The organism is Sphingobium sp. Ant17, assembly GCF_000588875.1.
In the GTDB taxonomy this organism is placed as follows: domain Bacteria; phylum Pseudomonadota; class Alphaproteobacteria; order Sphingomonadales; family Sphingomonadaceae; genus Sphingobium.
Genome location: NZ_JEMV01000035.1, coordinates 1 through 12,217 on the forward strand (window position 1 = coordinate 1; position 12,217 = coordinate 12,217).

The 12,217-nt window shown below is 59.1% G+C and carries 8 protein-coding genes, 5 pseudogenes and 1 other annotated feature; of the genes and pseudogenes, 5 read left to right on the forward strand and 8 right to left on the reverse strand.

Annotated elements, in window-relative coordinates; translation table 11 throughout:
* The 5 genes and pseudogenes from BF95_RS15585 to rmuC all read right to left on the reverse strand — a co-directional run.
* Positions 1-194, reverse strand: a pseudogene (locus BF95_RS15585) (metalloendopeptidase); the annotation flags it as partial.
* 4 nt (positions 195-198) lie between these two features.
* Positions 199-620, reverse strand: a pseudogene (locus BF95_RS15590) (23S rRNA (pseudouridine(1915)-N(3))-methyltransferase RlmH).
* 53 nt (positions 621-673) lie between these two features.
* Positions 674-1,063: a ribosome silencing factor gene (gene rsfS, locus BF95_RS15595; RefSeq protein WP_043152398.1), complete on the reverse strand. Its 390-nt coding sequence runs from the start codon at positions 1,061-1,063 to the stop codon at positions 674-676.
* A gap of 12 nt (positions 1,064-1,075) precedes the next feature.
* Positions 1,076-1,705 carry a nicotinate-nucleotide adenylyltransferase gene (locus BF95_RS15600; protein ID WP_043152401.1) on the reverse strand — a complete coding sequence of 210 codons (630 nt, stop codon included), beginning with the start codon at positions 1,703-1,705 and terminating at the stop codon, positions 1,076-1,078.
* A gap of 411 nt (positions 1,706-2,116) precedes the next feature.
* Positions 2,117-3,604, reverse strand: a complete 1,488-nt coding sequence (gene rmuC, locus BF95_RS15610) for a DNA recombination protein RmuC (RefSeq protein ID WP_043152403.1) — start codon at positions 3,602-3,604, stop codon at positions 2,117-2,119.
* A 443-nt stretch (positions 3,605-4,047) separates the two neighbouring features.
* On the opposite strand from rmuC, the gene BF95_RS28340 reads away from it, so the two are divergent.
* Positions 4,048-4,224: a hypothetical protein gene (locus tag BF95_RS28340; protein ID WP_171899226.1), complete on the forward strand. Its 177-nt coding sequence runs from the start codon at positions 4,048-4,050 to the stop codon at positions 4,222-4,224.
* A 209-nt stretch (positions 4,225-4,433) separates the two neighbouring features.
* Here the strand turns inward: BF95_RS28340 and BF95_RS26505 are convergent.
* Positions 4,434-5,500 (reverse strand): annotated as a pseudogene (locus BF95_RS26505) (IS630 family transposase).
* A gap of 231 nt (positions 5,501-5,731) precedes the next feature.
* Here BF95_RS26505 and BF95_RS27430 point away from each other — a divergent pair.
* From BF95_RS27430 to BF95_RS15645, 4 genes and pseudogenes are all read left to right on the forward strand, one after another.
* Positions 5,732-6,037: pseudogene (locus BF95_RS27430) on the forward strand (transposase); the annotation flags it as partial.
* A gap of 212 nt (positions 6,038-6,249) precedes the next feature.
* A complete protein-coding gene (locus BF95_RS15635; RefSeq protein WP_152542757.1) occupies positions 6,250-7,158 on the forward strand; it encodes an IS110 family transposase in 909 nt (302 codons plus the stop codon).
* 20 nt (positions 7,159-7,178) lie between these two features.
* Positions 7,179-7,297, forward strand: a sequence feature (AL1L pseudoknot).
* Positions 7,204-8,128, forward strand: a pseudogene (locus BF95_RS15640) (IS3 family transposase); the annotation flags it as partial. (Overlaps the previous feature by 94 nt.)
* A 142-nt stretch (positions 8,129-8,270) precedes the next feature.
* On the forward strand, positions 8,271-8,729 hold the full coding sequence (locus BF95_RS15645; protein WP_200866984.1) for a hypothetical protein: 459 nt from the start codon (positions 8,271-8,273) through the stop codon (positions 8,727-8,729).
* 31 nt (positions 8,730-8,760) lie between these two features.
* On the opposite strand, the gene BF95_RS15650 is transcribed toward BF95_RS15645, so the two are convergent.
* On the reverse strand, positions 8,761-9,378 hold the full coding sequence (locus BF95_RS15650; protein ID WP_051520059.1) for a UbiX family flavin prenyltransferase: 618 nt from the start codon (positions 9,376-9,378) through the stop codon (positions 8,761-8,763).
* A 137-nt stretch (positions 9,379-9,515) separates the two neighbouring features.
* On the reverse strand, positions 9,516-11,960 hold the full coding sequence (locus BF95_RS15655; RefSeq protein WP_235209793.1) for a TonB-dependent receptor: 2,445 nt from the start codon (positions 11,958-11,960) through the stop codon (positions 9,516-9,518).
* Between the last annotated feature and the right edge of the window lie 257 nt (positions 11,961-12,217).

Genomic DNA, 12,217 nt, shown 5'->3' on the forward strand with positions numbered 1-12,217 from the left:
TCCAGGCGGGCCGAGCGGTCGCGCGCTTCGTCCGACTGACGGCGGGCGGCCTTGAGCGCGGCCTGTTCCTGCGCCAACGTGGTGCCTGCGGTGCCGGGCAGGATGATCGCGGCGTCATCGGCCGCCGGCAGGCGCGTGGCGGCCAACGCCACAAGGGCCAGCAGTCCACCGGTGATGATCGTCCCCCGCTTCACGCCGCTATCCTTCGCGATGATAGGGGTGGTTGGCAAGGATGGAGCAGGCGCGCCACAATTGTTCGGCCAGCATCGCGCGGGCCATCATGTGGGGCCAGGTCATTGCGCCAAAGGCGATCAGCAGGTCCGCATTGGCCCGATCGGCATCGTCGAAGCCATCCGCTGCGCCGATCAGGAAGCGGCATTCGCGGGTGCCCGCGTCGCGCCAGCCTTCCAGCCGCCGCGCGAAATCCATCGAGCCAAGCTGGCGCCCCTTTTCGTCGAGCATCACCGTCACGGTGCCGGGCGCGGCAGGCGGCAGCTTGCCGCCCCGGTCGGCATTTCGGTGATCTTGTGCGGCATGGTCAACCGCTTGACATAGCGGTCGACCAGACCGGCTTCGGGTGAGCGTCCGATTTTTCCGCGCGCGATGATGTGGAGGAGCATGATGCTCCTCCTACTGCGTCATGGCGTCGCTGTCGAAGGCTTCGGCGAAGGCTTCAGGCCGTACCCGCGACCGGTGCATCGACAAAGCCCCACATGCGCTCCAGATTATAGAAGCTGCGCACTTCGGGCTTGAAGAGATGAACGATCACGTCGCCCGCGTCGATCAGCACCCAGTCAGCGACCGGCAGCCCTTCGACTCGTGCCGAACGGCCGGTTTCCTTTTTGATCCGTTCGGCCAGATGCTGGGCGATCGCCGCGACCTGACGCGACGAACGACCGCTCGCGATCACCATATAATCGGCGATGCTGCTCTTGCCTTCCAGGGGGATGGAGATGGTTTCCTGCGCCTGGTCGTCGTCGAGCGACTGCATGACGAGGGCGTGCAGGGCGGCCACGCTATCGGCCAATGGGGCCGTGTCGTTGGCGGGATGAGGTCTGGTCAAAAAGGCTCCATTCTAGATCACTAACCGACGCGTGAGCGGATCGCGCACACACGCTCTTTCATATTCGCGATGCCAGAGGGGGTCCGCCTGCCGAAGCAGGGTCGCCGATCTTGGATCAGGGCGAAAGCGCAAAAGCACGAGCGCCGGTGGTCTCCAATTCGTCCAGTCTGCACTCTGGCGCGGGGACCGGACGAAGCGCCGCAGCCAGCTCATGGCCGCAGAGCCATAGGCATCGCTATCATAGCCTGGACGGGCGATTACGGCAATGGGCATTTGCCGGGCAATGCCACGCCAGTTGCGCCATTCGCCAAACTGGACCAGATTATCGGCTCCCATCAACCAGATGAAGCGGTTTCCGGGATAGCGGCGGGCAAGCGCGCGGAGCGTATCGACCGTATAACGTGTACCCAAAGTCGCCTCGATGGCGGTCGCGCGAATCGGCGCGCGGCGCGCGACCTGACGGGCATGGGCGAGGCGCGCGGGGAGGGGGGCCATCCCGATGCGCGGTTTGAGCGGGTTGCCGGGGGACACAAGCCACCAGACTTCGTTGAGCCCAAGCGCCTTAGCCGCAAACAACGATATGGCGCGGTGGCCACCATGCGCCGGATTGAAGGAGCCGCCAAGCAGGCCGATCTTTTTCATCGATCTGCCATGCCAGCGGCAGGAGTATGGAGCAAGGGAGGGGTGAGGGGCTTCGTCTCACACGTGATGCTTGCCATCAGAGATGACCGCAGGGCATGCCGGGACTTGGCTACGCCTTCACCACGTTCGATGGCCTGGATCTTAGAACCTCAGTACAGACCCGTTCTGGATTGGATAAGGAATTCGATCAAGCTTCGCCATCAGGTCGGCAAAGAGGTGCTCCGGTTCGGGCTGCCGGGTCCGGCGCGGTTGTTCCGGTTCGAGGGGAACGGCAGGCGACTTGGGCGCGCGCCTGATGCTGAACTGCTTCCACATGTTAGTCTCCGACCCTTGCCTCACAACCCTTACGGCTTTGATTTTCAAGGCTTCATAGGCAAGAGACGCAGGTCGAGGCCGGTTGGTTCCGCAGCGCTATTGCGCAGCGTCGGGCAGGGCGCGCAGCGCTTCGGGGGAAGCGGGGTCGCGGACCAGCGCCTCGACCGGGCCAAGCTCCTCCAATTCCTTGCCGCCGGTCTCGATATTGAGGTCACGCAGCTTGCGTCCGGTCACCAGCACGCGGCCTTCGAAGCTGCCGACGAAGGCGTTATAGTCGCCGACCGCGCCGTGGAGCCGATTGCCGAGCTTTTTGAGCGTGCCTGCGGCAGCGGCAAGGCGTTCGTAGAGTTGCTTGCCCAGTTCAGCGACTTCGCGCGCTTGATCCTGCAACTTGGCCTGTCGCCACTGGCTGGCGAGGGTGCGGGCCAGGGGCAGGAAGGTCGTCGGGCCACAGATGATGACGCGATTGCGCGCGGCGCGCTCCCACAAGTCCATGTCCGCTTCCAGGGCGGCGGTGACGAAATTGTCGCCCGGCACATACATGATGACGAAGTCGGGTGCCTTGTCGAACTGTTCCCAATAGGCCTTGCGCCCCAGCGCGTCGGCATGGGTGCGCATGGCGCGGGCATGGTCGGCCATATGCGCGTCGCGCAGCGCGGGGTCGACTTGGTCGACAGCGTTCAGATAAGCGACGAGCGAGCATTTCACGTCGACCACCATCTGCTGGTCGCCGGGCAGGTTGATGATGAAGTCGGGGCGCAACCGGCCATCTTCCACCGCGACTGATACTTCCTCGCTGAAATCGACATGGGCCGACAGGCCGGCGGCCTCGATCAGATTCTTGAACTGCTGTTCGCCCCAGCGGCCGCGCGTCTTGGGCGCGGCCCGCAGCGCATTGACCAGCTTGGCGGTCTCTTCGCGCACTTGGCCCTGGCCGATATGCACCTGGCTCACCGCCTCGCGCAGTTCGGCATAGCTGCCGACGCGGTCCTTCTCGACCCGCTGCAGGCCCTCCTCATAGCGTTTGAGCGTGGTTTCGACGGGCGAAAGCAGGGTCTTCAACTGTGCCTCGCTCTTCTCGTTCGCCTGCGCAAAACGCTGGTCGGCGCGGTCGAGGAAGGTTTTCTGCGCCTCGCCCAGCAGCTTGCCGCCAATCTCGCTGAACTGGGCGGACAGCTGTTCCTTGGCATCCTTAAGCGCGGCGATCTGCGCTTCAAAGGCTTCGGCGCGGGCCTGGGTATCGGACTGCAGCGCCGCGAGTTCGCGCAGCGCCGCCTCACGCTCAGCTTGAGCAGTTTCGAAACGCTCCTGCGCGCTGGCCTGGATCGCATCGAGCCGCTGCGCCGACGCGACCTGTGCGGCGTCGAGCCGGGCGATCTGGGCATGGGCCTGCGCCACCCGCTCCTGCTCCACCGCCAACTCGGCGATCGCGCCATTGCGCTGTGTGCTGGCCACCTCCAACCGCGCGGCCAGATCCGCCTTCTCGGCCGCCAACGGAGCAAGCATCCGCCCACGCAACAGCCACCCCACCGCCAGCCCGACAAGCAGCGCGACCAGAATCAGGAGGGCGGAAAGGCTGTCCATAAATTTCCCTTTGCAGAACGAAAAGGGAACTTAGCGGGGGGAGAAGGTGGGGGCAAGGGGTGATGGGCGGTGGCAGAGAAGTCGAGGCAGTCGAAGGGCCACACTCCCCGCATAAAAATTGGGCTTCGACAAGATCAGCCCGAACGGCGTTGGAGCGGGGGTTTTGGCTACTCATTACCTGCGCCGTGGATTAGCGGACGCGCCGCCCCTCTTCGAACATACTACGCCGCAATTTGCTTTCCTCTGCCTCCCTTACGTTGTTCGGCTGCCGATCAAAGATGGTGCGGATCGCTGGCCAGCGATCACGATACGTTATTCAAATGCATTTTGTTCGTTCTCTGTCCTTTTCCTATTGCGCGAATCGCGGGTTCATTCATGATGTGGTCGCCAGCCCATGAATGCCACAACATCTTGTGGAAGATGGCGGTAGAAAGGAGAAAATCATGAGCAAGACGATGAAGCCTGGTCAGTCTGCGCCCCGTTCGGGCCAGTACGGCATCTTCGGCCCTCGCGGCGGAGACACTGGTGCAGAGCGGACTGTGACGCGGGGTGAACCGCTGCCACCGACGCCGAAGCCCGGCATGGGTTACAAGCTGGTCGATCCGACCAAGCATAAGTAATCTGATTTAGCGGAGGTGCGACAAGACCCGGCTTATTCCTAACAAAGGCCAGCAAGCGGTAACCAGAACAAAACAGCCAGATGCTGAAACCTGTTCATAATAGTCGGTATCGACGATCAAACCAATGCAGCGACTAAGAAAAGGGCGGCTCGAAAGGGCCGCCCTTTTCGCTATACATCACGAGCAGTTATTATACCAACCTGCATTGATCACGACCCACGTGCCCATTTGCGGCGTCCAATTGTCATGATGCGCCAGGGCTGATCGATCAGCCTGTTCCAGGCTTCGCAGCAAAGGTCGACGATGTTGTCGTGGGACGTGAAGATGCGGTTGGATAGCCAGTTATCGCGCATGAACTGCCAGATATTTTCGACCGGGTTGAGTTCAGGACATTTTGGCGGCAGCGGAACGATGCTGATATTATCGGGTACTTCCAGCTTCCCGGTCATGTGCCATCCGGCCTGATCCATCAGCAGCACGCCGTGGGCACCTGGTTCGATAGCGAGCGATATCTCCGCCAGGTGCAGCGACATGGTCTGGGTATTACAGAAGGGGCAGGACCAAGCCAGCGCTTACCAAGCTCAGGGCAGATAGCGCCGAAGATGTAGGCTGATTTGGTCCTCTGATCCTTGGGCGCTGAAGGCCGGGTGCCGCGCCTGGCCCAGCGGCGGGTGATCTTGTTTTTCTGGCCGATACGGGCCTCGTCCTGGAACCATACCTCTATGGGCGTGTCGCGCGGGAGAGCGGCTTTGATCTTTGCCAGCTCGGCTGCAAAGCCCCCTTTTTGAAGTCCTCCATCGCATATTCGTTCTGGGCATGGTGACGTGGGCGTGCCGTCAATTTTSACATAGCCCAGCTTTTTTCAAACTCTCGCCCTACGGTCGTTTCCGTCAGAGACACCCCCAAATTCGTCATGAAGCCACCGCGCCAGGTCGATCAGCCGCCAACGCACAACTCCATGGATCGCTGGTATCGGTCCACTTTCAACGACCTCCGCGAGCGCTTGGCGCTGGGTATCATTCAGCAAGGGCGGCTTGCCTGGGGCCTTGCCGTCAAGGAGACCSGCTGGACCTCGGGCGTTGAACCGCACCACCCAATCCCGCACGATCTGCAGGGTCACTCCGCCGATGCGCGCGGCATCGCTGCGGTTCGCGCCATCATAGATTTCCGCCAAAGCTAGCAGTCGGCGTCCCTGGTTCGCGCTCTTCGTCGTCCGCGCCAGTCGCCTCAAGCCCGCTGCATCAAAGTCGTCTCGCAATCCAATCGCTGCACCCATGACAATGCCCTCCAACCCGAAGACATAGATTCATAGTTTCGCCGCTTTGGGAATCCCCCACGTGTGTCAGCATCACGGACGGATGGTATGAGTTGTTACAATTGGCCTTGATCTGGCCAAAACGGTTTTCCAAGTTCACGGTGTAGATGAGGCCGGCTTAACCGTGCTTCGCCGAAAGTGAAGCGTCCCGGGTTTTCAGGAGGCTCCAACTTGTGAGAAGGAGCATCCGTTATGAGCAAGACAACCAACAAATTTTCACCTGAAGTTCGCGAACGGGCGGTTCGTATGGTGATGGAGCAGCGGGCCGAATATGGCTCGGAATGGGAAGTGATGAAGTCGATCGCTGCGAAGCTCGGCTGCTCGCTGGAGACGCTGCGCCGCTGGTGCCGCGAGGAGGCGGGCCGACGAGCGGGGCCAGCGGCGTTGGCTGCCGATGACCGTGAGCGGCTAAGGCTGCTAGAGCGCGAAGTGAAGGAACTACGCCGGGCCAACGAGATTTTGCGCAAGGCATCTGCGTATTTTTGCGATGGCGGAGCTTTGTCTTATGAGAATCCCTGGCTCCTAGGCAAAAAGGGGAGGCCACTACCCGGCACCGCAGCTGCGGTGCCGGGTGGTGGCGGGGGCGGCGCCGTGCGGAGCTTGGTCTTGCAGGACCGCGGTCGAGTTTGGCGAGTCCCTGTCTCTTTTCTTACGACTGAACGGATACGTGGGCTCCGGGCCCGAACGACAAGCAAAGGTGGATAGAAAAGATGGCAAAGGATACCATCGGAATCGATGTGTCGAAAGACCGTCTGGACGCTTTCTGGCACTCCCATGACGTAGCGCTCAGCCTGCCTAATACGGCTGAAGGTTTCGCTCAGCTATGCGCCTGGCTGGGCGAGAATGATGGGGTACTGTTCGTTTTCGAGGCGACCGGTGCCTATCATCGTGGGCTTGAGCGATATCTCAGTTTGGCGGGGCACCCCTTCATCAAGGTCAATCCGAAACAAGCGCGACGATTTGCACAGGCTATCGGCCGACTGGCCAAAACCGATAGCGTTGACGCCAAAATGCTGGCTCGCATGGGGATTGTTCTGGATTTGACCCCTCAAGGCATAGAAGGTGAAGATGTTCATGATCTCAGGGAGTTGCTGACAGCACGGCGTGCCTTGGTCAAAGATCAGATCACGGCAAAGACACGCCTTGCTACAGCAACCAACCCTTTGGTGAAAGACCAACTCTGCCGCCGGATCAATGACATTGACACCGACATCAAAGCCTTGGATGAAGTCGTTGCCCAGATCGCCAAACAGCGTGGAACCCTTGATGAGCGCATCAGGCGTCTGATGACCATTCCGGGGGTCGGCAGATTAACCGCGACCATCTTGGTGATCGACATGCCGGAACTTGGGCATCTCGACAGCAAAAAGATTGCTGCTCTGGCTGGACTTGCGCCCATGACGCAACAGTCAGGCAAGTGGCAGGGCAAAGAGCGGATTATTGGTGGCCGGGCGTCACTCCGGCGGGCAATCTACATGCCTGCGTTGGTCGCCATTCGCTTTAATCACGATCTCCGCGACAAATATCAGCAGCTCGTAAATGCAGGAAAGGCGAAAAAGGTCGCCACTCACCGCCGTCATGCGTCGCATCATCGTTCTGGCAAACACGCTGCTGCGTGAAGGGCGTGATTGGCAGCCAAAACGACCTTGACCAAGACGGATACTCGACCGCCCCGGGAGATGATGATGGCGTTCATCGACGTCCATCGCGAGGAWTTTGGGTATCGAGCCGATCTGCCGGGAACTGGCAATCGCCCCATCCTCCTACCATGAACACGCCGCGCGTAGTGCCGATCCCGGCAGGCGTCCAGCACGTGCGCAGCGTGATGACGAGATCAGGGAGCAGATCAAGCGGGTCCATGAGGCCAGCTTCGGTCTCTATGGCGCACGCAAGGTCTGGCACCAGATGCGGCGTGAAGGCATCATGGTGGCGAAATGCACGGTGGAACGATTAATGCGCGCCATGGGGCTGGCAGGCGTCCGTCGTGGGAAGAAGACGATCACCACCATCAGCAACCCGAAGGCGCCGTGTCCGCTGGACAAGGTCAATCGGGCATTTCGCGTCAGCCGGCCAAACGCCCTGTGGGTCGTCGATTTCACCTACGTGCATACTTGGGCAGGCTTCGTCTATGTCGCCTTCGTGATTGAYGCTTTTGCCCGGCGGATYGTCGGATGGAAGGTCAGMACGTCAGCCACTGCCARCTTCGTTCTGGATGCCCTGGAGCAGGCGATYCATGCCCGYAGGCCCGGTCCCGATGATGGACTGATCCACCATAGCGACAGGGGAGTTCAATATCTTGCCATGAACTATACCCAGCGCTTGGCCGAGGCCAAACTCGTCCCCTCGGTCGGTAGCGTCGGTGATTCCTACGACAACGCCTTAGCCGAGACGATCAACGGCCTTTACAAGGCCGAGGTCATCTGGCGGCAGCGATCATGGCCAAGCGTTTCGGCCGTGGAAATGGCAACGCTGCGCTGGGTCGATTGGTACAATAATCACCGGCTCTTCGGCCCTATCGGGCACATCCCGCCCGCTGAGGCCGAAGACAATTACTATGCAGCCCTCGAGAACCTCGATATGGCTGCATAGCCAAATGAAAACTGCCTCCTGAAAACCCGGGGCGCTTCACTGGACCAGCATTCTCGTCTCTGCCTGGTATGGCCATCTCAACGGCAAGACGCTCGAGATCACATCCGACATCGCATTATGGTACAGGCCCGGCACCCCGGTCTTGCCGGCCCGCTGGGTCTTGGTTCGCGACCCTGACGGAAAGCGCGAGCCGCAAGCCTTCTTCAGTACCGACATCACCCTCGAGCCCGCCGACATCATCGCCCTCTACGTCCGGCGGTGGCAGATTGAGGTCACATTTGCCGAAACCCGCGCTCACCTGGGTGTCGAGACACAGCGCCAGTGGACCGACAAAGCCATAGCGCGAACCACACCGGCGCTGCTGGGTCTCTACACTCTTATATCACTATGGGCCTGCGATCTGCTGACCAATAAAAGCACCCCGTATTCCGCCGCGTGGTATCGAAAAACCAGCCCGACATTCAGTGACGCCATCGGTGCCGTCCGCCTCCAGATCTGGGTCGGCGACATTAATCCACACTCCCCGCCGCACCGAGAAACGCACTATATTCCGACAACCCGCCTCGTACGTATGGCTCAAGCACTATGCTTCGCTACCTAATCGTACAAAGTCGAGCTTAGATACCAAGTCATCATGCCTGCCTTTCGATTTTCTTGACTGGCAATGCCGGATCGGGGTTTTCGCCAGTCAATCCCTGCCAACGATTCTCCAGGTTGCGATGAAGTCCGAATTGATCAAGCACCCGCATGCAGCTGTGATCGATAATTTCGTCGATTTCGAGTGGGCGATTGTAAAACGCTGGTACGGGGGGGAAGATCACCGCGCCCATTTCTGTGCACGCAGTCATGTTGCGAAGGTGTGCCAGATTAAGCGGCGTTTCTCTCGTCATCAGCACCAGTTTGCGCCGTTCCTTAAGCATGACGTCCGCCGCGCGTGTAATCAGATTGTCGGACAGGCCATTGGCGACTGCAGCCAATGTCCGCATTGAGCATGGCGCGATCACCATGCCTTCGCACAGGAACGAACCGCTCGCGATGCTCGCCCCTACATTGCGGCTGCTGTGCACGACGTTTGCAGCATCCTCGAATTGCTGCCGCCCATCGACAAGCTCTTCGCGGATGTTGAGCAAGGCGGCCTGCGACATGACCAAATGCGTTTCCCAGCCAGCTTGATCTTTCAGCATTGTCAACAGACGCAACCCGTAGATCGCACCGGTTGCTCCGGTTATGGCAACGACGATCCGTTTCACGAGCGCACAGCGCCAACAAAGGTTGGTTCTAAAACTTCAACGAATGGACAAGATACACTTGTCAACAATCTGTCACCCTTCCGCTTCGTCTGAGACAAAAGGGGGCGGCAAGTTAAGCCGCCCCCCGATCCTAAGTTTTAGAATTCATAACCGACCCTGAGGAACCATTCCCGTGGGCGGGAAAAGTTGGCAGTTGCCAGACCAGCCACATCAAGATCGACAAAGCCACCTTGGATGTACCGCTTATCAGTCAGATTGGTAACGCCTCCGGTGATCGTGAAATGATCTCCAGGGAGGGTGTATGAAGCGTTCGCACCGAACACGCTGTAAGCGGGTTGGAAAAGTTGCGGGTTGTTGATAGCGTCCTTGAAAGTTGAACTCTGATGATACCAATCACCACGGAGTACCAGCTTGCCGTTTTCATTGTCGAGCACAGTCGCATTCGCTGCAACGGTTCCTGTCCATTCAGGCACCATAGCGAACTTGGAGTCGATGTTCACAGGAAACGCGCTCGCAAGCACCGAGCGATAGCCAGCGTCCAGATAGCCCAGGCCGTAGTCAATCCGCAACCAATCGGTCGGGGCAGCCTGTCCCTCGATTTCAAAGCCTCTGATCCGTCCGACACCACCGTTGCGTGCCTTGGGTGCAATGCCCTCGCTGACGACGATCTGGATGTCGGTATAATCAGACTGGAACACCGCCATGTTCAACCGCAGGCGGCGATCGAACAACTCGGTCTTGAGGCCGACCTCGTAGGTTTCGACGAATTCGGGCGTGAAGGAGGGGGTTACCAGTTCGCCCGGGAAGATACGCTGGGTGAAACCGCCGTTCTTGAATCCCTTCGAATAAGAGACATAGCCCATGACATCATCACTGAACTCGTAGTTTGCCGACACTGCCGGGGTCCACTCCTTGGCCTTGGCGGCAACTTCGACAGCGGGGACAACGTGGTTGCCGCCCGGATTGGTTGCCGAGGGAACGCAGGTTGGATCGGGGAACCCATCAGGCCCGAGCACTGGCGCAGCCTGTCCGGTGATACAGCGAGCAAACTGGATGAACACACCATCTGGATATGGGCCAGGCAAACCGGCCGTCCGATCGACGGTGATGACTTGCACAGACGGATCGAAGCGCTTTGTTTCGTCAGTGTAGCGAATGCCCGGGGTGATCGAAAGCCGGTCCGTAACCTCAAATGTCGCCTGAGCGAAGGCGGCGTAACTGTCATTGTCGATCCCGCCGCCGCTAAAGAAATCGGCGAAGCCAAACTGCAGCAGCTCGTCGCCGAACCCCTTCTCCTTAAGGTAATACGCGCCGAGAGTAAATTTCAACCGGTCGTCCAGCACACTTCCGTTCAGTTGAAGTTCCTGGGAGGCCTGCCACAGGTCGAGCTTGTTGGTATTCTGGGTTACCACGTGTGGCGTTGCGTCAAAGTCTGACTCAATGATTGAATTTTGTTCGCGATAGGCGCTGATCGATTTCAGGGTCAGATTCCCTAAATTATACTCCAGCGTGAGGTTTGTACCCCAAAGGTCGAAATCGGACTGGTTGTTGCTGCCAGCCCATGTCGTGTCGATGTCACCGGTAACCCAGCGAGAGGAGACACAGTTGGGATTATCAAGGGGTGCCAGTTCGCCGGGCGCACCGCACTGACCGGCCCCGCCGCCGAGCTTGTTGTATCCAAAATTCGCACTTGGGAAAGCGAACGTACCGTTGGGAGTGGTGACGAACTGCAACAGATCGGGCGAATCCCGGTTTTCGATAAGAGTATTTGAGGCGGTCCCTTCGCGACGAATGTTAACGTCGCCTGCCAAGGTCGCTGTGAAAACATCACTTGGTTCCCACTTGAAGGCTACGCGTCCTGAGAAACTGTCCTTGTCGCCCTGCCGGTCACCGTCAACCAGCCGCAACTGGTAGCCGTCGCGCGTTTCATAGGATGCGACCGCTCGCATGGCGAGCGTGTCGCTGATGGGAATATTAATGATCCCCTTGATGTCCGCCCGATTGAACCGACCGGTAGCGGCCTCGAGCTTGAGCTCAAACTCGTTGGAAGGCTCGCGGCTGTTGACGACGATCGCGCCGCCAATGGTGTTCTTGCCGAAGAGCGTTCCCTGGGGCCCACGAAGGATCTGTACACTTTGGATGTCGGCCATTTCCAAGAGACCGCCAACCGACCGCGCCACATAGACACCATCAACATAGATGCCCACGCCAGGGTCTACCGTGATATTGAAGTCAGTTTGCCCCACACCACGGATGAAAGCGGTGAGTGACGCGCTTGATCCGGAGATATTCGCAACTGGCTGGATAGCGACGTTCGGCGCGTAGGATGCAACCTGCGCGACGTTGGATATCTGCCGACCTTCAATCATGTCACCGCTCATCGCAGTAATTGCGATTGGGGTGTCTTGCGCATTTTCTTCACGTTTGCGTGCGGTCACCACAATTTCATCGAGACCTCCGCTGCTCTGTTCGACGGCTGCTTGGACATTTGCCGCATCTTGCGCCCAAGCGGGGGCGGATGACACGACCATAGCTAAACCGCTGCCAGCCAAAAGAAATATTCTGTGCCTATTCTGGTTCATTTCCATCTCCCTAAATACTTGTTTTAATTAAATCATTGGAACGAATAAGATTATAAGAGGAATTGGGATCAAAAGCTTCTTTTTTAGAGCGGTCATGCTAACTGGGGGCTTCCTATCGACCACACTACGCTGCCAAAAGCGGGGCTACGAGTTTCTTAAAATTGTAAAGGAAAGCTTCCTTCATTGCACCCAACACTCTCTCTCTGAAAGCAGCCTTTACGACGCTAAATACGTGCGACTTTGCATCGAGCGCGGCC

Coding starts and splice junctions, on each gene's coding strand:
- BF95_RS15600 (WP_043152401.1), bottom strand. CDS start 1,705: ATGAAAAAGATCGGCCTGCTTGGCGGCTCCTTCAATCCGGCGCATGGT.
- rmuC (WP_043152403.1), bottom strand. CDS start 3,604: ATGGACAGCCTTTCCGCCCTCCTGATTCTGGTCGCGCTGCTTGTCGGG.
- BF95_RS28340 (WP_171899226.1), top strand. CDS start 4,048: ATGAGCAAGACGATGAAGCCTGGTCAGTCTGCGCCCCGTTCGGGCCAG.
- BF95_RS15635 (WP_152542757.1), top strand. CDS start 6,250: ATGGCAAAGGATACCATCGGAATCGATGTGTCGAAAGACCGTCTGGAC.
- BF95_RS15655 (WP_235209793.1), bottom strand. CDS start 11,960: ATGAACCAGAATAGGCACAGAATATTTCTTTTGGCTGGCAGCGGTTTA.